Here is a 17,903-nt window from a genome sequence, read left to right as displayed (position 1 = left end):
GTGCGGCGCTCGTTCATGGCGCCCGATCGGACAAGGCTAGATGGTTTTTCGCGAAGACGAAAACCTACCCCCCTATCCTCGGGCTGTAGCCGCGAGCAGCCCGCCCCCGGCCACCAGCATCGCCGCAAGCGCGGCGCGCCACGTCAACGTGCCTTCCCCCGCCACCACCAGCAGCAACGTCGAGGCCACCGGCACCGCATAGGCCAGCGTGCCGAGCAACCGCGGATCGCCCCGCTTCATCCCCGCGTCCCACAGGAAGAAGGCCGCGCCGAGCGGCCCTGCGCCCAGCAGCAGCACCGCGAGCCACTGCCGCGCGTCCGGCATCACCGTCGTCTCGAATGCCAGATGCGTCGCACCGGCCAGCAGCGCGGTCGCCAGGCAGAAGCCGGCCAGCGCCTCGGTCGGCACGGCGGCCATCCGCTTCGACGTGACCGAGTAGACCGACCAGACCACCGCGCAGCCCACTGCCGCCGCGAAGCCCGGGGCGGCGCCGGGCGGAAAGGATGCGCCGGCGCCCACCAGCAGCACGCAGCCGGCAAAGCCGAGCGCCACGCCCGCCAGCCGACGCGGCCCGAGCCGCAGCCCGAGGATCGGCCCCGACAGCAGCACGATCAGCAGCGGCCAGAGATAGTTGAGCAGGTTCGCCTCAACGGCCGGCGCCAGGGCGAGCGCGGCGAAGTACAGCGCGTGATAGCCGAACAGCCCGCCGACGCCGTGCATCCAGGCGAGTGGCCCCTGCCGCAGCAGCGCGACACGCCCGCGCGCCGCGACCACCGCCAGCGCCAGCAGCCCGCCGGCGGCGAAGGCAAGCGCGGTCAGTTCGAGCGGCGGCAGCCCGCCCGCCATGCGCGCGAGCAAGGCGAGGAATGCCCAGAGAACAAGGGCGGCACAGCCGGCGAGGGTGGCGGAGGACATGCGTTCCGGGGCAGGTTGGAAAGGTCGGCGCGTCGCCGCCGGTGCCCTCTACCATGCAGGATCGATGAGCACGAAATGGTTGGTTTCCTCGTCAGGACGGCGGTTGCTGCCGTTGCCCTCTGGGTCGCCGTGTCGATCGTGCCGGGGCTGTCGGCACCGGATGCATCCACGCTGATCCTTGCCGCCCTCGTGCTCGGCATCGTCAATGCGATCCTTCGGCCCCTGGTGGTGCTGCTTTCGCTACCGGCCACCATTCTGACGCTGGGGCTGTTCCTGCTGGTGGTGAATGCGGCGATGCTGGGTCTGGTCGGCTGGCTGGTGCCGGGCTTCACCGTGTCCGGCTTCTGGTCCGCGCTGTTCGGCGCGATCGTGGTGTCGATCGTCTCGGCCGTGATGAACGCCGTGATGGTGAAGGATTAGCCCGGCCGGCGCAGCACCGCGCGCACGACCTCCGCCAGGCCCTGGTGGCGCGGGCCTTCGTCCAGCCACACAGCGCCCTCGAGCAGCGCCAGCACCTCCAGCCCCGCGAAGTGCTGTTCCACCAGTGCGCGGGACCACAACAGCGACGGGTCCTTCGGCCCGCCGCTGCGCCGACCCTCCTGCGCCGGGGTAAAGCATTCCATGACCAACAACCCGCCGGGCGCCAGCGCGCGCAGCACCCCGGCGCAGGCGGCCGCGCGGTCCTCCGGCGGCAGGTGGACATAGATCCACGCGATCAGGTCGAAGCGCTTCTCCGGCCAGTCCCAGCGCGACAGATCGGCGACGACGGTCGTGATTCCTGCGCCCCGCCGGTTGGCCAGTGCCTGTGCCTTCGCAAGCCCGACGCTGGACCAGTCCAGCGCCGTCGCCTCCAGCCCCTGTTCCGCGAGCCAGACGCCGTTGCGCCCCTCCCCGTCACCCACCGACAGCGCACGCATGCCGCGTCTCAGCCGATGCGCCTGCTCCAGCAGGAACAGATTCGGCGCCTCCCCGAACTGGAAGGCGCCGCCGCCATAGCGTTCATCCCAGGCGAGCGAGGTACTCATCCCGGCAGGACCACCGGCTGCGGGTCCAGGAAGGTGTGGAACCAGGAGAAGGAGAAATGCAGATGCGGCCCGGTCACCCGCCCCGTCGCGCCCGACTGCGCGATGCGCTCGCCCTGGCCGACCATTTGCCCTTCCCGCACCTCGATCGCCGAGAGATGGGCATAGAGCGAGTTCACCCCGTGCCCGTGGTCGATGACGACCAGGTTGCCGAAAAAATGGAAGCTGTCGGCCAGCGTGACCCGACCCGCCGCCACGGCCTTCAGCGGCGTGCCTGTCGGCACCGCGAAATCCAGCCCGTAATGCGGCTGCCGCGGCTGCCCGTTCAGAATGCGCCGGCTGCCGTAGACGCCCGAAATGCGCCCGGTCGCCGGCGCGATGAACCCCTGCGAAAACCCCGTCAGCGGGCTGTCGACCGCGCGGGCAGCGGCAAGCTTCTCGCGCTCCCGCAAGATGCGCTGGAGCGTTTCCTCATCGGGGGTCACCTGCGCGGGCGGCAGGCCGTTGATCCGTTGTTCCTGCCAGCGTCGCCGCGCGATGGGGAGGCGGCGTTCCTCCCGCCGGTTGTCCGGTCCGATGACGGTGAGCACCGCCGCCGTGCCGTGGTCGCGCCCGAAGCCAAAGGCGAAGGTGCCGTCCGCCGTGACGCGCAGCGCCCGGCCATCAAGCGCCGCGCGCGACCCCGGCGGAGCATGGCCGACGACGAAGCCGCCCTGGGTGAGGCCGCGGTCGGAAAGCGTGAAGGCGGCTGCGGCGGGACGGGCGAGCAGCAGTGCGGGGAGGGCGAGCAGGGCGCGACGGGTGCAGGTGGAGGGGCTCTGCCCCTCCACGCCACTCCGCCAAAGGCCGAAAGGCCTTTGGAAACCTCGAGCTGGTGTCGGGCGCAGCGGCTGCAACGGCAGAGTAGCGGCCATGCCTGTGCTCATCGCCGAGGATTCTCCCAAACGGGGCGCGCGAGGGCCGCTCTGCCGTGAAACCGTCCCGTCGGGCCCGGCACCAGGTTGAGGTTTGCAAAGGCCCTTCGGCCTTTGCTGGGGTGAGGTCCGGAGAAGGACAAAGCCCCTTTCCGGGGAGCCCTCCGCACCACTCCGGTCGCGTGCCGAACTCACAGCAACGACCCTTGTTCCGGTGCCTGGCCCTTCCGGCCCCGCGGTGCCCCGCCTTCCGCCTGCGCGCGCACTTCGCCGTCCGCGAAGGTCAGTCGTAGCGCCTGCCCGGCCGTCACGCGCTTCGCCGCCGTGACCGCATGGCCTTCCGCATCCCGCACCAGCGCGAAGCCGCGTGCGAGGACGGATTGGTAGGACGCGCTTTCAAGGCGTGCGGACAGCCCTTCGAGCACCGTGCGCCGTTGGCGGATCAGTGCCTGCACGGGTGCCGGTGAAAGCCGGGTCAGGGCACGGGCCGTCGCGCGGGCGTCGCGCTGGCGCGCCCAGGCGGCCGACAGGCGCAGCGCAAGGCCCTGCACGGCTGCGCGGCGGGCGAGAATTCCTTCCCGCGGATGCGGCACGCGCAGGGTGGCAAGCGACTGCCGGCGCCGTTCCAGCAGCGACACCAGCGCGCGCGGCAGGCGTTCGCCGATATCGTCCACCCGCTGGCGGGACTGAGCAAGCCGCGCCGGGACGTCCGGCAGGCGGCGCTCGGCGCGCAGCAGGCGCAGCCGCACGGCGTTCAGCAGCCCGGCCGCGGCCTGCGCCAGCCGTGCACCGGTCTGCGCCAGCGCCGCCGCCATCTCGGCCCGCGCGGGCACCGCGAGTTCCGCCGCCGCCGTCGGTGTCGGCGCGCGGCGGTCGGAAGCGAAGTCGATCAGCGTCGTATCCGTCTCATGCCCCACCGCGCTGATGAGCGGGATGGAGCAGGCAGCGACGGCGCGGATGACGATCTCCTCGTTGAACGCCATCAGGTCCTCGAGCGATCCGCCGCCGCGGGCGACGATCAGCACGTCGGGGCGCGGGACGCGCCCGCCCGGCGCGATGGCATCGAAGCCGCGGATGGCGGCGGCGACCTGCTCGGCCGCGCCCTGACCCTGCACCACCACCGGCCAGAGCAGGATCCGCCGCGGGAAGCGCCGCGCGATGGTGGTGCGGATGTCCTGGATGACGGCGCCCTTCTCGGACGTCACGACACCGATCACCTGCGGCAGGCGCGGGATGCGCTTCTTGCGCGCGTCGTCGAACAGGCCTTCTTCCAGCAGCCGCTTGCGCAGCGCCTCGATGCGCGCGAGCAGCGCGCCCTCCCCGGCATATTCCAGCCGGTCGATGACAAGCTGGTACTTGGACCGGTCCACGTAGGTGGAGATGCGGCCCGTCGCGATCATCTCGACGCCGTTCTCGGGCATGGTGCCGAGGTTGCGGACGGCGGATTTCCAGATCACCGCCTCGATCTTCGCGTCGGCGTCCTTCAGCGAGAGATAGATATGGCCCGAGGGGTAGCGCTTGAGCTCCGTGATCTCGCCGCGCACCCGCACACGGCCGAAGGTACCCTCCAGCGTGCGGCGGATGGCGCCGGCGAGGTCCGAGACCGCATATTCCGGGATGTTGGAGGCCGCCGGGGTGTCCATGGGGCCACCCTATGCTAAGGCGCGGCCGGTCCAAAGCGGGGGTGGTCGCGATGAAGGTCCTGGTGGTCGGCGGCGGCGGGCGGGAACACGCGCTGTGCTGGGCGATCGCGGCATCGCCGCTGCTCGACACATTGTGGTGCGCCCCGGGCAACGCGGGCATCGCCGAGGTCGCGGACTGCGTTCCGATCGATTCGCTCGACATTCCGGGGCTGGTGGCATTCGCGAAGGACAGGGCCGTCGACCTCGTCGTGGTGGGCGGCGAGCCGCCGCTGGTCGCGGGGCTTGCCGATGCCTGCCAGGCGGCCGGGATCAGGTGCTTCGGGCCATCCCGGGCGGCCGCGCAGCTTGAAGGCAGCAAGGTCTTCACGCGCGAGATCGCGGACGCCGCCGGTGCGCCCGGTGCGCAGTGGCAGCGCTTCACCGACCCGGCGGCGGCGAAGGCCTATGTGCGGCAGCAAGGCGCGCCGATCGTCGTCAAGGCGGATGGCCTTGCCGCCGGCAAAGGCGTGGTCGTCGCCGCGACGGTAGAGGAAGCCGAGGCGGCCATCGCCGACATCATGGAAGCGCGCGTGCATGGCGACTCCGGCGCGACCGTGCTGATCGAGGAATGCCTGGTCGGCCAGGAGGTTTCCTTCTTCGCGCTGTGCGACGGCGCCACGGCACTGCCGCTCGGCGCCGCGCAGGACCACAAGCGCGTCGGGGATGGCGATACCGGGCCGAACACCGGGGGCATGGGCGCGTATTCTCCACCGCCCGTCTTCACCGATGCGCTGCGCGATGACGTCATGGCCCGCATCGTGAACCCGGTCCTGGCCGAGATGACGAAACGCGGCACGCCCTTCCGCGGCATCCTCTTCGTCGGCCTGATGATCACCGCCGACGGCCCGCGCCTGATCGAGTTCAACGTCCGCTTCGGCGACCCCGAATGCCAGGCGCTGATGGTACGGCTGCGGAGCGACCTGCTGCCCGCGCTGCTCGCCGCCTGCGATGGCGAGTTGGCACGCTTCGACCTGCGTTGGGAACCACTGCACTCCCTCGTCGTCGTCATGGCCGCGCGGGGCTATCCGGGCAGCTACGCCAAGGGAACGGAGATCCGCAGCCTGGAACGGGCAGCCCAGATGCCCGGCGTACAGATCTTCCACGCCGGCACCGCGCGGCGGGGGGATGGCGCCCTCATCGCGACGGGCGGGCGGGTGCTCGGCGTGACGGCGACGGGTGCGACACTGGCCGAAGCGCAGGCGGCCGCCTACGCCGCGGTGGATGCGATCGACTGGCCGGAGGGATTCTGCCGGCGGGACATCGGGTGGCGGGCGCTGTAGTCACTTCAGCAGCGAGTCGATCGCCTTCGCCAGCGCCACATCCCGTTCGCTCAGCCCCCCTGCGTCATGCGTGGACAAGGTAATCTCCACCTTGTTCCACACATTGGTCCATTCCGGGTGGTGATCCTGTTTTTCCGCCAGCATTGCGACGCGGGCCATGAAGCCCCACGCCTCGTTGAAGTCCGCAAATTTGAACGTCCGGCTGATGGCATCCCGGCCATCCGCCATGCGCCACTGCGGGACCTCCCGACCCAGCGCGGCCCGGCTCTCGGGATCCAGCTTCTCGACCACGGCCATCTCCTCAATTGCTTGACGCGAGCCCTGCGCGGCCCGCATGACGCGCGCCATGCGTTTCACCACCCCGCCCGGCCTCGACGATCTGGTAGAGATGGCGGAGCACGCCCTCGCCGCCATCCCCGAGCCGCTGCGCGATCTCGTGCGCGGCACGGCAATCCTTGTCGAGGACGTGCCGGATGACGACACCTTGCGGGAAATGGGCCTTGAAAGCCCGTGGGAACTGACCGGCCTGTACCAGGGCGTGCCGCTCACGCTGAAATCGGGTGGCGACGTCCCGCGGGAACCTGACCGCATCCTGCTGTACCGCGAGCCCATCCTTCTGGAATGGATCGAGACTGGCGAGGACCTGTTTAGCCTCGTCCGCAACGTGCTGATCCACGAGATCGGCCACCATTTCGGTCTGTCGGACGACGATATCGACCGGCTGGAAGAGGACGACTGATGAAGGCGGCCGATCCCCTCGGCCACCCTGTGCTCCGTTTGCCCTCAAGCGCCGGGCGCCGCCTTCGCTCGTGCGCCATGCATCGCCGCGTTAGGCGCGACTGTCGGTCCCGGCGCTGTCGCGCCGCCGGCTCCAGGCCCGATGCAGGGCATCGTGCCGAAGGGCAGCGGTAGCGCCCTGGGCTTAGCGCCGACCCAGCACCTCCGCATTATGCTCGCCTAGCGCCGGCGCGCCGCGGGCGGAGCGCGGCCGCTCCCCGTCGAAGGAGATCGGCAGCCCCACCACCCGCGGCCCGCCCGGCAAATCCTGCGCGATGTCCACCGCGGCGAACTGCGCGCTGGCCGCGACCTCGCCGATATCGTTCACCGCAGCGCAAGGCACGCCGGCCGCTTCCAGCGCCGCAATCCATTCATCGCGCGGGCGGGTCTTCAGTACTTCGGCGATCAGCGCCACCAGCGTTGGCTTGTTGTGCACGCGCGCGCGGCTCCTGGCGAAGCGCTCGTCGGTCGCCCATTCGGGGTGGCCCAGCACCTGCGCACAACGCGCCCACAGCCGGTCGTTCCCGGCAGCCAGGCACATCGGCCGATCCGCGCAGTCGAACACCTGGTACGGCACGATCACCGCGGCGCCCGTGCCGTGGCGCTGCGGCACGTCGCCGGTCGCGAGGTGGTTGTTCACCTGCCCTTCCACCCAGTGCACCGCCGTCTCGAACAGCGAGGTATCGACGACGCAGCCCTTGCCCGTGATGTCGCGCCGCCGCAGCGCGCCCAGCGCACCGATCACGGTGAACATGCCGGTCGCCTTGTCGTTGATCGAGGCGCCGCAGAAGGTCGGCGGATCCTGCGGCCGCCCGGTCACGCTCATCATGCCGCCATAGGCCTGCAGCAGAGGGTCGAAGCCAGGCCGCATCTTCATCGGACCGGTCGCGCCGAACGCCCAGATCGAGCAGTAGATCAACCGCGGATGGCGTTCGAGCATCGCCGCCGGCCCGATGCCGATCTCCTCCACCACGCCGGGGCGGAGATTCTGGATCAGGATATCGGCGGTCTCACAGAGGCGATGCAGCGCCTCGACATCATCCGCCGCCTTGAGGTCGAGCGTGATCGAGCGCTTGTTGCGGTTCTGTCCGTGGAAGTACAGCGAGGTGACGCCGTCCGGCCCGAAGGGCGGGCCCCAGAGACGCGCATCGTCGCCGCCATCGGGCTTCTCCACCTTGATCACGTCAGCGCCCATATCGGCCATGACCGCCCCTGCGAGCGGGCCGGCCAGAGCCTGCCCCACCTCGATCACGCGGACACCGTCAAGCGGCAGGATCATCGGCGCTTCGCTCCCTCAACGCGCATTGGCGCCAGCATAGGGGCTTGTCGTCACAGGGCCAGGGGCGGCGGGTTTTACCGCTCCCGCTCCTCCTGCCGATGGGATCGCGCCACCCGGTACAGAACGCGGTCCAATGAGGTGAGCCGGTTGAGCTCCGCACGGATCGGCGGCGTAATCTCCTCCTCGACGGCCGGCTCGAGGATGTCGCGCTCGCTGGTGCGCGTGTTCAGTCGCTCGAGCCGCTGCAGCCGCTTCATGTCGAAGGCCAGGCTGACCTTCGCGTAGACCTCGCCGAGATTCGAGGTGAAGCCGAAAACGTCCGTCGCCAGCAGGTTGCCGGTGGCGCGGTGCAGCAGCTGCATTTCGCTGAGGCGGGTCGGAATGCCGCAATTGCGGAAGATGTACTTGCCCTCGCCATCGATGTTCACGCCGCCCGCCAGGTAGCGCACCATGGTGTTCTCGATCGAATCGCGCACCTCGGGGATCGGGCTGCGCAGAAAGCCGAGCAGGTCGTTGGACCGCGCCGCAGCGGGGCCAGCCAGATTATGCTCCTCGACCACCGCGGCACGATGCCTTTTCCAGAAGTAGTAGGTCGAGAGGATGCGCTCGACGGGATCGCGCAGCACGGTCACGACGAAGCTGCGGCCGGGGATCAGGCGGATCTGCTCGAACGTGTAGTGTCCGGAGAAGAAGCGATAGGTCGCCAGCGTCGCCGTGGGGATCTGGTTGAGCTGGGAAAAGCGCACGGGGCAGATCTCCTCCGGCGCGAACGCCTCGGAGAAATGATGGTGCAGCGTCGTGCCCCCGGTCTTCGGCAGATGCAGGAAGACCAGCTTGCGGCCAGCCGCGGGCGGGAATGCCGGTTCGTTCATCGGATCGCTAGCTCGCCGCGCCCTCGTCCCGCAGCAGCGCCGTCACAGCCTCGCGCGGAACCTCGCTGCTGGTGAAGACGTCGCCGGGGCCGCGCAGCAGCACGAAGCGCATCTGCCCGTCGCGATTCTTCTTATCCTTCGCCATGCGGCCCATCAGCGCATCCACCGTGAAGCGGTGCGGCAGATCGCCGATGCGCGCCGGCAGGCCGCAAGCCGCCAGATGCGCGATCACCCGCGACGGCCATTCCTGGCTGCAATGACCGAGCCGCGCAGAAAGCGACGCGGCGAGACCAAGGCCGACCGCCACCGCCTCTCCATGCAGGAGCGTGCCGTCGAAGCCGCATTCGGCCTCCAGCGCATGGCCGAAGGTGTGGCCGAGGTTCAGCAGCGCGCGGCCACCCTCGGCACTTTCCTCACGCTCATCCGCCGCGACCACCGCCGCCTTCAGGCGGCAGGATTCCAGCACGGCATGGGTCAGCGCGTCCCCGTCACCCGCGACCGCGGCGCCGCCATGCGCCTCGCACCAATCCCACAGCGCGCCCTGCAACAGCCCGTGCTTGGCGACCTCGGCATAGCCGGCGCGGAGTTCACGCGGTGGCAGCGTCGCCAGCGTGTCGGTATCGGCCAGGACGATGCGCGGCTGGTGGAACGCGCCCGCAAGGTTCTTGCCGGCCTTGAGGTTCACGCCGGTCTTGCCGCCGACCGAGGAATCCACCTGGGCGAGCAATGTCGTCGGCACCTGCACGAAAGGCACGCCGCGCATGGCGACTGCCGCCGCGAAGCCAGCCAGATCGCCGACCACGCCGCCGCCCAGGGCGACGACCGTCGTGCGACGGTCGAGGCCCGCGGCGAGCATGCGCTCCAGCACATCCTGCAGGCGGGCGAAGTCCTTGGAACTCTCGCCAGGCGGAACGGCGATCTCCGCCAGCACCTTGATCTCGGCGGCTTCCAGCCCCGCCCGCAGCGCCGGCAGGTGCAACGCCGCCACAGCGGCATCGCTGACCACCACCACGCGCCGCGCCGGCAGTACCGGCGCGATCAGGCCGCCAGCTCGGCCGAGCAGCCCGCGCCCGACCACGACATCATAGCCGTGCTCGCCTAAGCTGACGGGCAGCCGGCGCGGCGTCGTCGCGTGCTCCACCGCCTCCTGCACGCGTCGTGTGGTCACTTCGGGGCTTTCGTCAGTGCACTGAACGGTCACATCGGCCTCGGCATAGAACGGGTGGCGCGCCGCCATCAGGCGCTGCAGCACCTCGGCAGGATCGGCGTTGAGGAACATCGGCCGGTGCTCGCGCCCGGCGACGCGGCGCAGGAGGGTCGCCAGCTCGCACCGCAACCACAGAGTGACGGCGCCTGACCGCTTGATCGCATCGCGCGTCGCGGCGTCGGCGAAGGCGCCGCCGCCGGTCGCCAGCACCAGCGGCGGGCCGGCGAGCAGGCGGGTGATGACGCGGCGCTCGCCATCCCGGAAATGCGGCTCGCCATAGCGGGCGAAAATTTCCGTGATCGGCATCCCCGCGGCCGACTCGATCTCGGCATCCGCGTCACGGAAGGGCATGCCGAGTCGCGCCGCCAGCCGTCGGCCGATCGCCGTCTTGCCGGCGCCGGGCATACCAACGAGCACCACGGCGCGTGCAAAAGCAGTGGATGGCGGGAGGTTCGGGGGGTCTTCGTCGGGAAGATCGATGGCGGAGTTGCGCGACACAGGGCCGGAGGCTAGAGCAATATCGGTTCGGATGAAATCGCCGCGACGGATTTCCTGTCCTGAAAAGTCAAGGTTCTTGAACATCTTATCGCCGTCGTCCTGATCCGCTCCCCGAGTTCCGCAAGGAGAAGCCGCGCCCGATGTCCCGCAGCCCCTTCATACTGATCCTGCTGCTGGTACTGGGCGCGGTTGCCGTCGGGCTGCTCGTCCTGGGGGCTTTCCCGCCCAGCGTGCCGCCGCAGCCGGTTGAGCGCGCCATCCCCAACGAACGGTTCCAGTCGAGCCGATAGCCGCATGGCACGCCCGGCCCCGCGGCGCCAGAGGCCGGCCCTGCCGGACGGTGTCGGGCTGTCGCGCCATGTCGAGGCCTTCCTCGAGATGCTGGTCGCCGAGCGAGGGGCCGCACGCAACACCCTCGCGGCCTACCAGGCCGACCTGGACGATTTCGCGGGGTTTGCCGCCGCACGCGGCGTAGCGGTGCATGCGGCGGATGCCGAATCGCTCCGTGGCTGGGTGCGGCAGCTCGCGGGCGCCGGTTATGCCGCGCGCACCCAGGCGCGACGCCTCTCGGCGATCCGCCAATTCCATCGGTTCCTGGCACGGGAAGGGGTGCGGGCCGACGACCCGACGGAGTTGCTCGAAAGCCCCCGCCTGCCCGCCAGCCTGCCAAAGGCGCTGTCGGAAGCGGAGGTGGAAACGTTGATCGCCGCTGCTGCCGCCTTGCCTAGCCGCCGCGGGCCGGTCGCAGCGGCGGCGGCGGAGCTGCTCTATTGTTCCGGCCTGCGCGCGAGCGAACTGATTGCCCTGCCCGCCGGCGCCCTGCGCGCTGAAGAAGGGCTGGTTGCCGTCCGCGGCAAGGGCGGTAAGGAGCGGCTGGTACCGATCTCGGCCCGGGCGCGCGAGCTGGCGCTCGCAGCACGCACCGACGCCGCGGAGCGGGCCGGCGCCAAGGGCGCCCGCTGGCTGTTCCCCTCCCGCGCCGCGTCAGGGCATCTGACGCGGCAATCCTTGGCGCTGCTGCTGAAGGAAGCCGCCCTCACCGCCGGAATCGATCCGGCACGGGTCAGCCCGCACGTGCTGCGGCACTCCTTCGCTTCCCACCTGCTCGGTCGCGGTGCGGACCTTCGGAGCCTGCAGGTGCTGCTGGGCCATGCCGACATCGCCACGACCCAGATCTATACGAAGGTGCTGGAAGCGCGGCTGAAGGCGCTGGTCGAGGCGCATCACCCGCTGGCGCAGTAGGGCGCAGCCGTCACCCTGCCCAGGTCGGAAACGGATCGGGCAGCCGGGCCCAGCCGCCTTCGCCCGCCTTCATCTCGGCATCGGTCAGCAGGCAAGAGGAGAGGTCCGACCGCAGCGCGGCCTCGTCCATGCCAACGCCGATAAAGACGATCTCCTGCCGCCGGTCGCCCCAAGGTTCCATCCAGTGCCGCAGCACGCCGGCGCGCCATGCGGGGTCGTCCGGCCAGCGACTGCGCGGCTGCGCCGCCCACCACATGCCCGCGCCCTCATGCCGGCCGACGCGGCCGGCGAGATGCCATTCTCCCGCCCAATCCAGCCGGCTCGCCAGCCAGAAGAAGCCCTTGGCGCGGATCACACCAGGCAGGCTGCCCTCGATCAGCCGCTTGAAGCGCGCCGGATGCAGCGGGCGGCGAGCGCGCCAGACGAAGGTGGTGATGCCGAACTCCTCGCTTTCGGGCAGATGGTGGCCGGAAAGGGCCTGCGCCCAGCCGGCCGCCTGCCGTGCCGCGTCGTAGTCGAAGCGGCCGGTCGCGATGATGCGCTCCAGCGGCACCCGGCCATGCACGGAACCGACGATCTCGGCGGAAGGATTGAAGGTGGCAATGATACCCGCGAGCCGGCGCAGATCGGCCTCCGCGACCAGATCAGCCTTGTTGAGCACGATCAGGTCGGCGAACTCCACCTGCTCGACCAGCAGGTCCACCAGCAAACGTGTGTCCCCCTCACCCGCCGTCTCGCCGCGCTTCGCCAGCGTATCCGCCGAACCGTAATCCTCGAGCCATGCCTTGGCATCGACGACCGTCACCATGGAATCGACCCGGGCGACGTCGGCCAGCGAGAAGCCGTCCTCGGTTCGGAAGTCGAATGTCGCGGCGACGGGCATCGGTTCGGCGATGCCGGTGCTCTCGATCAGCAGGGCGTCGAAGCGGCCCTCAGCCGCCAGCCTGGCGACTTCCTGCATCAGATCCTCGCGCAGCGTGCAGCAGATGCAGCCGTTCGACATCTCGACCAGCTTCTCCTCGGTGCGGGAGAGCGTGCCGGCATTGTCCACCAGCGCGGCGTCGATGTTCACCTCGGACATGTCGTTGACGATGACGGCGACGCGGCGGCCTTCGCGATTGGCCAGTACATGGTTCAGCAGCGTCGTCTTGCCGGCGCCAAGGAATCCCGAGAGCACGGTCACGGGCAGGCGGGCGTCGGTGGCGGTCATGCGAAGATCCCGGGTTCGTCGATGCACAGCAGCAGCCGCGCACGCCGATTCTCCGGCAGGCGGCTGACGGGCGGGGAGCGATGGAGGCAGCCGGGCGGCGGTGGCGGTTCATGGCGGCTGCCCTTGAGCAGCGCGACGGAGCAGGCCGGTGCCTGATGCGGCGTGGTGCAGTCGGGTCCGCACATCGTCCATTGCGTGCCGACGCCCCGGTAGGTGCAGAGCAGCCGCAGGCCCACGGCATCGCAATGAAAACGGCGGCAGGCATCATGCGTCACGCCATCGAGCCGCAGCCGGACCCGCGACCGGCCGCTGATGGCCGCGAAGACGCGGGCGAGCTGCGTCATGTCGACGGCGAGGTCCAACGGTACCGGCAGCCCCAGCGCGGCCATCAGCGCATCGACCGCAGCCTCCGGCGCGTCCTCGGCGGCGGCGCGGAAGGGTGCGGTCTCAAGCAGCGGGTCCGTCAGCCGTGACCAGCCGGCCGGCACGGGGCGCAGCCACAAGGCTAGCGCGACCTCGGCGCGGAGGATTTCCAGCAGCACCGCCTCGTCATCGCTGACCGCCGCACAGGCGCCGGCCGTCAGGCTGCGCTGCCCGGCATCGGGCGGAAAGACCTCGCAGAGGAAGGACATGACGGCTCCGGGACAGCAGATTGCAATGTTATATTATTTCATTCTATCGCCAGCAAGAAGCCCCGTTGCGACGGCCCGGCCACCGTGGGGTCTCGCGCCCGCTCCCAATTTCCGCTAACCGCCGCGGCCATGCGCCACTTCCTGGATTTCGAGAAACCGATCGCCGAGCTCGAAGGCAAGATCGAGGAGCTGCGTCGGACCACCGACGCCGGCGGCATCGACGTCGCCGAGGAGGTCGGTCGGCTGCGCGACAAGGCACAGGCGCTGCTGAAGGCCACCTACGCCAAGCTGACGCCCTGGCAGAAGGCCCAGGTCGCCCGCCACCCGGAACGGCCGCACTGCCGCGACTACGTTGCCACCCTGATCGAGGACTACACGCCGCTGGCCGGCGACCGCGCCTTCGCCGACGACGCGGCGGTGATGGGCGGCATGGGCCGCTTCCGCGGGCGTGCGGTGATGGTGATCGGCACCGAGCGCGGCCACGACACCGAAAGCCGCGTGGAGCATAACTTCGGCATGGCGCGGCCCGAGGGCTATCGGAAGGCAAAGCGCCTGATGGAACTCGCCGGCCGCTTCGGCCTGCCGATCCTCTCCTTCGTGGATACGGCCGGCGCCTTCCCCGGCATCGAGGCCGAGGCGCGCGGACAGGCCGAAGCCATCGCCCGGTCGATCGAAGCGGGCCTGGAAGCCCCCGTTCCCTTTATCGCCTCCATCATCGGCGAGGGCGGGTCCGGTGGCGCGATCGCGCTCGCCGCCGCCGATCGCATCATCATGCTGGAGCACGCGATCTACTCGGTGATCTCGCCCGAGGGCTGCGCCTCCATCCTGTGGCGCGACGCCGCGCAGGCCGCGACGGCGGCCGAGGCGCTGAAGCTGACCGCGGACGACCTCCGCAGGCTGAACCTTGTGGACGCCATGGTGCCGGAACCGCTGGGCGGTGCGCATCGGGATGCCGAGGCGACGATCGGCGCGCTGGGCGACAAGATCGCGGAGCTGCTGGCACCGCTGGTCGATCTGGACGGCGCGACATTGCGGGCCCGGCGGCGCGAGAAGTTCCTGGAGATGGGGCGGAGCGGGAGCCTCTGAGCGTGGCCGCGGGGGAGGACACCGCTACCTCCGCGGTAGAGATTGGAGGGGCCCTGCCCCTCCAACCCACCCCGCCAAAGGCCCGAGGCCTTTGGAAACCGATACGTGGCGCATCGCACCGCAGACAGGATCGTCGCCCAAGCCCGCCCTCGCGCACGAAGCGCGCCTCGCGGGCCGGTCATCACCGTCATGCCCGGCGCCAGATAGCTGCGGTCCAGGATGCCCAGCATCCTGGCGAGGAGGCACGGAGGGGCGGCGCCCCTCCGGTTCCTGGCCGACGAAAACCGGGCGCCTTCTCCGCGTGACCTCCGAGGCCGCCCTCCGCGACGCGTTCCTCCGTGCCTTCCCCGGCGTCTCGCTGGTCATCTTCCTGGCCGCGGTGGACCAGACCATCGTCGCCACCGCCCTTCCGGCCATCGCCGCCGAGATGGGCGGCATCGAGCGTACATCCTGGATCCTTGTCGCCTACCTGGTCGCCGCCACCTGCGCCGCGCCGATCTTCGGCCAGCTTGGCGACGTCTTCGGGCGGCGCCGCGTCACCTTCGTGGCGCTCGCGGTCTTCGCCGCCGGCTGCCTTGGCTGCGTCCTGGCGCCGAGCCTGCCGGCGCTGGTCGCCGCGCGCATCGTGCAGGGGTTCGGCGGCGGGGCGCTGCTCACCCTGGCCCAGGCGCTGATCGGAGAGGCGCTGCCACCGCGAGAACGCGGGCGATACCAGGCGCGCATCGCCGGGTCTTACGCCTTCGCCTCCGCCTTCGGCCCGGTGGCGGGGGGATACCTGTCGCAGGCTTTCGGTTGGCGGTCGATCTTCGTACTGCTGCTGCCGGTTGCGGCGCTCTGCGCGCTGCTGGCGCGGCGGCTGCCCTACGTGCCGCCGGCCCGGCTTGGTGTCCGCCTGCGCTTCGACTGGCTCGGACTGGCGCTGTTCGTCGTGATGGTGGCGGCGGCGCTGATCGGGCTGGATCGCGCCAGACGGCTCGACCCGGCGCTGCTGCCGCTGGCGTGCGGGCTGGCGGCGCTGGCGGTCGGGGCCGGCGCCCTCCTGCTGCGGGTCGAGCGCGCGGCGCCGGACCCGCTGCTGCCGCTGGGCCTGTTCGCCGATCCCTCCATCTGGCGCGCCTATGCCGTCTCGGCCTGCGTCGTGGGGGCACAGGTCGGCATGATCTCCTTTCTGCCGGTCTGGCTGCAGACGGTGCGCGGGCTGGAGCCCGGGCCGTCGGGGCTGATGCTGCTGGCGATGTCGGTGGGCGGGGTCAGCGGTGCCTATTTCGCCGGGCGGATGGCCGCGAAGACCGGCCATGCCATGCGCTGGCCCTCGGTGTTCCTGCCGGTCGGCAGCGCGATCTGGGCGGTGCTCGCCGTGATCGCGCCGGATCTGTCCCTGTCCGTTCTCGTGTTCCTTCTGGCGGTGGTCGCCTTCTGCACCGGGACGTCCTTCCCCATGGTGCAGGTCACGGCCCAGGCGGCGGCGGGGCGGGAGAGGCTTGGCTCGGCCTCGGCCGGCGTCGCCTTCTCCCGCAACATCGGGGCGGCGACGGGCACCGCGCTGGTCGCGGCGGCGGTCTTCGCGGCGCTGACGCTGACGGGCCCCGCCACCGCTCCCGCCTTCCAGCGGCTGGTGGCCGAGGGTGCGGGCTTTGTCGGGACGCTCGCCCCGGACGTGGCCGCCGCCCTACGCGCCGACCTGATCGAAGCCTTCCGCATGCTGTTCGTGAGCGTCGCGGCGCTGATGGCGGCCGGCGCGGTCTTCGCCTGGCGGGTACCGCTGCGGCGGGTGTAGCCGGGGCAGCCGCGGGACCTTACGCTGCGAAGCATGACCGAGACCCTTCCCGACCTCCTCCTGATCGGCTGCGGCAAGATGGGCGGCGCCATGCTGTCCGGCTGGCTGGAGCGCGGCCTGTCCCGCGCCGTGGTGGTCGAACCGCATGAGCCGGCGGCAGCCGCCTTCGCGTCGCGCGCCACCATCGTACCGGATGCGGCCTCGATCCCCGTGGAGTTCCAGCCCGCAGCCGTGATCCTGGCGATCAAGCCGCAGGAGGCGCCGACGACGCTGCCCGCCTTCGCCCGCTTCGCGACGGGGGACACGCTGTTCGTCTCGATCATGGCGGGGCGCTCGGTCGCGTCCATGCGGGCCGCGCTGGGCGACGGCGCCGCCGTGGTGCGTGCCATGCCGAACACCCCGGCGGCCGTGCGGCAGGGCTTCACCGCCGCCTTCGCCGCGGATGGCGTGACGCCGGCGCAGAAGGCGCTGGCCGACGCGCTGCTGCGGGCGGTGGGCGAGGTCGCCTGGGTCGACCAGGAGGACCAGATCAATCCGGTCACGGCCGTCTCCGGCGGTGGCCCGGCCTATGTGTTCCTGCTGGCCGAGGTGATGGAGAAGGCAGCGATCGAGCAGGGCCTTTCCCCGGCGCTCGCGCGCCAGATGGCCCGCGCGACGGTTGCGGGATCGGGGGCGCTGCTGGCGGCCAGCACCCAGGATGCGGCGGACCTGCGCAAGGCCGTCACCAGCCCGAAGGGCACCACGGAGCGGGCCCTCAACGTGCTGATGGGGCCGGATGCCTGGCCGGCGCTGATGTCGAAGGCGATCCAGGCCGCGACGGACCGCGCACGCGAACTGGCAGGCTGAGCACGCAATCCCATATGCTCCCCTCATGAGCGAGACCGACGACAACACCCTGATCGCCGCGCTCTGGCGCGTGGTCGCGGCGCATGGCTGGGACGGGCTGACGATGCGGCGGCTGGCAGGCGAGGCCGACCTGTCCCTCGCCGAGTTGCGACGGCGGTTCCCCTCCCGGCTCGACCTGCTGGTGCTGCACGGCAGCCTGATGGACCGGACGGTCCTGGCCGGCACCATCCCTGGCCAGGGAGGCCTCGCGCGCGACAGGCTGTTCGACGTCCTGATGCGCCGGCTCGACGCCATGCAGCCGCATCGCGCCGGCATTCTGCGCCTGCTGGACGACATGCGGCGCGACCCGGGCCTCGCGGCGTTGCTCGGGCCGCATCTGGTTCGGTCCATGCGCTGGATGCTGGATGCCGCGGAGGTCGATGCCGATGCGCCGATGCGCCGGCTGCTCGCGCTCGGGCTGGTCGGCGTCTGGATCGGCACGGTGCGCGCGTGGATCGAGGATGAAAGCGAGGATCTCGGCCACACCATGGCGGCGCTGGACCGTCTGCTCGACCGCGCGGGGCAGATCGGTCGGACGCTGCGTCTGCTGCCGGATGAGGCGCCGTCGCCCACGCCGGTGGCAACGCCGGACGCCTGAACAACCGCCGGGACGCATGCCGCACGC

At 70.7% G+C, this 17,903-nt stretch carries 19 protein-coding genes; 9 read left to right on the top strand and 10 right to left on the bottom strand.

What is annotated here, in order from left to right:
- Positions 1 to 72 precede the first annotated feature (72 nt).
- Positions 73 to 915: an aromatic amino acid exporter YddG gene (gene yddG / locus GXW78_RS00330; RefSeq protein ID WP_211865001.1), complete on the bottom strand. Its 843-nt coding sequence runs from the start codon at positions 913 to 915 to the stop codon at positions 73 to 75.
- Positions 916 to 990: 75 nt separating this feature from the next.
- On the opposite strand from yddG, the gene GXW78_RS00325 reads away from it, so the two are divergent.
- Entirely contained in the window at positions 991 to 1,335 is a 345-nt protein-coding gene (locus tag GXW78_RS00325; protein ID WP_211864999.1) for a phage holin family protein, read from the top strand.
- Here the strand turns inward: GXW78_RS00325 and GXW78_RS00320 are convergent.
- The 3 genes from GXW78_RS00320 to xseA all read right to left on the bottom strand — a co-directional run bounded on the left by GXW78_RS00320 (position 1,332) and on the right by xseA (position 4,494).
- Positions 1,332 to 1,940, bottom strand: coding sequence for a class I SAM-dependent methyltransferase (locus tag GXW78_RS00320; protein WP_211864998.1), 609 nt, complete (start codon positions 1,938 to 1,940; stop codon positions 1,332 to 1,334). The two genes, GXW78_RS00325 and GXW78_RS00320, sit on opposite strands and share 4 nt — an antisense overlap.
- Positions 1,937 to 2,767 carry a M23 family metallopeptidase gene (locus GXW78_RS00315; RefSeq protein WP_338147645.1) on the bottom strand — a complete coding sequence of 277 codons (831 nt, stop codon included), beginning with the start codon at positions 2,765 to 2,767 and terminating at the stop codon, positions 1,937 to 1,939. The genes GXW78_RS00320 and GXW78_RS00315 overlap by 4 nt, the downstream gene beginning before the upstream one ends.
- 275 nt (positions 2,768 to 3,042) lie before the next feature.
- Positions 3,043 to 4,494, bottom strand: a complete 1,452-nt coding sequence (gene xseA, locus GXW78_RS00310) for an exodeoxyribonuclease VII large subunit (protein ID WP_211864996.1) — start codon at positions 4,492 to 4,494, stop codon at positions 3,043 to 3,045.
- A gap of 50 nt (positions 4,495 to 4,544) precedes the next feature.
- Between xseA and purD the strand changes: the two genes are divergently transcribed.
- Positions 4,545 to 5,813: a phosphoribosylamine--glycine ligase gene (gene purD, locus GXW78_RS00305; protein WP_211864995.1), complete on the top strand. Its 1,269-nt coding sequence runs from the start codon at positions 4,545 to 4,547 to the stop codon at positions 5,811 to 5,813.
- On the opposite strand, the gene GXW78_RS00300 is transcribed toward purD, so the two are convergent.
- Positions 5,814 to 6,110, bottom strand: a complete 297-nt coding sequence (locus GXW78_RS00300; RefSeq protein WP_211865376.1) for a 4a-hydroxytetrahydrobiopterin dehydratase — start codon at positions 6,108 to 6,110, stop codon at positions 5,814 to 5,816.
- A 49-nt stretch (positions 6,111 to 6,159) separates the two neighbouring features.
- On the opposite strand from GXW78_RS00300, the gene GXW78_RS00295 reads away from it, so the two are divergent.
- Complete coding sequence (locus tag GXW78_RS00295) at positions 6,160 to 6,552, top strand: metallopeptidase family protein (protein WP_211864994.1); 393 nt, start codon at positions 6,160 to 6,162, stop codon at positions 6,550 to 6,552.
- Between the two features lie 183 nt (positions 6,553 to 6,735).
- Here GXW78_RS00295 and GXW78_RS00290 read toward each other — a convergent pair whose 3' ends face one another.
- The 3 genes from GXW78_RS00290 to aroB all read right to left on the bottom strand — a co-directional run bounded on the left by GXW78_RS00290 (position 6,736) and on the right by aroB (position 10,530).
- Positions 6,736 to 7,869: a CaiB/BaiF CoA transferase family protein gene (locus GXW78_RS00290; RefSeq protein ID WP_211864993.1), complete on the bottom strand. Its 1,134-nt coding sequence runs from the start codon at positions 7,867 to 7,869 to the stop codon at positions 6,736 to 6,738.
- 74 nt (positions 7,870 to 7,943) lie between these two features.
- Entirely contained in the window at positions 7,944 to 8,741 is a 798-nt protein-coding gene (locus GXW78_RS00285; RefSeq protein WP_211864992.1) for a sulfotransferase family 2 domain-containing protein, read from the bottom strand.
- Positions 8,742 to 8,748: 7 nt separating this feature from the next.
- Positions 8,749 to 10,530: a 3-dehydroquinate synthase gene (aroB, locus tag GXW78_RS00280; RefSeq protein ID WP_211864991.1), complete on the bottom strand. Its 1,782-nt coding sequence runs from the start codon at positions 10,528 to 10,530 to the stop codon at positions 8,749 to 8,751.
- 56 nt (positions 10,531 to 10,586) lie between these two features.
- On the opposite strand from aroB, the gene GXW78_RS00275 reads away from it, so the two are divergent.
- The gene (locus GXW78_RS00275) at positions 10,587 to 10,736 is read left to right on the top strand and encodes a hypothetical protein (protein ID WP_211864990.1); all 150 of its coding nucleotides are present in this window, start codon (positions 10,587 to 10,589) and stop codon (positions 10,734 to 10,736) included.
- 4 nt (positions 10,737 to 10,740) lie between these two features.
- Positions 10,741 to 11,688, top strand: coding sequence for a tyrosine recombinase (locus GXW78_RS00270; protein WP_246521726.1), 948 nt, complete (start codon positions 10,741 to 10,743; stop codon positions 11,686 to 11,688).
- 10 nt (positions 11,689 to 11,698) lie between these two features.
- Here the strand turns inward: GXW78_RS00270 and zigA are convergent, their stop codons facing one another.
- Together zigA and GXW78_RS00260 are read right to left on the bottom strand one after the other, a co-directional pair.
- Complete coding sequence (zigA, locus tag GXW78_RS00265) at positions 11,699 to 12,898, bottom strand: zinc metallochaperone GTPase ZigA (RefSeq protein WP_211864989.1); 1,200 nt, start codon at positions 12,896 to 12,898, stop codon at positions 11,699 to 11,701.
- Positions 12,895 to 13,530 (bottom strand): DUF1826 domain-containing protein, encoded by a 636-nt coding sequence (locus tag GXW78_RS00260; RefSeq protein ID WP_211864988.1) that lies wholly within the window; start codon positions 13,528 to 13,530, stop codon positions 12,895 to 12,897. The genes zigA and GXW78_RS00260 overlap by 4 nt, the downstream gene beginning before the upstream one ends.
- A 129-nt stretch (positions 13,531 to 13,659) precedes the next feature.
- On the opposite strand from GXW78_RS00260, the gene GXW78_RS00255 reads away from it, so the two are divergent.
- From GXW78_RS00255 to GXW78_RS00240, 4 genes are all read left to right on the top strand, one after another.
- Entirely contained in the window at positions 13,660 to 14,616 is a 957-nt protein-coding gene (locus GXW78_RS00255; protein WP_211864987.1) for an acetyl-CoA carboxylase carboxyltransferase subunit alpha, read from the top strand.
- Between the two features lie 301 nt (positions 14,617 to 14,917).
- Positions 14,918 to 16,393: an MFS transporter gene (locus GXW78_RS00250; protein ID WP_211864986.1), complete on the top strand. Its 1,476-nt coding sequence runs from the start codon at positions 14,918 to 14,920 to the stop codon at positions 16,391 to 16,393.
- Positions 16,394 to 16,426: 33 nt separating this feature from the next.
- Positions 16,427 to 17,239 (top strand): pyrroline-5-carboxylate reductase, encoded by an 813-nt coding sequence (proC, locus tag GXW78_RS00245; protein WP_211864985.1) that lies wholly within the window; start codon positions 16,427 to 16,429, stop codon positions 17,237 to 17,239.
- 25 nt (positions 17,240 to 17,264) lie between these two features.
- A complete protein-coding gene (locus tag GXW78_RS00240; protein ID WP_211864984.1) occupies positions 17,265 to 17,876 on the top strand; it encodes a TetR family transcriptional regulator in 612 nt (203 codons plus the stop codon).
- Positions 17,877 to 17,903: the final 27 nt, after the last annotated feature.

The organism is Neoroseomonas terrae, from assembly GCF_018129025.1.
In the GTDB taxonomy this organism is placed as follows: domain Bacteria; phylum Pseudomonadota; class Alphaproteobacteria; order Acetobacterales; family Acetobacteraceae; genus Neoroseomonas; species Neoroseomonas terrae.
This window is presented reverse-complemented; position numbering and strand designations above follow the sequence as displayed.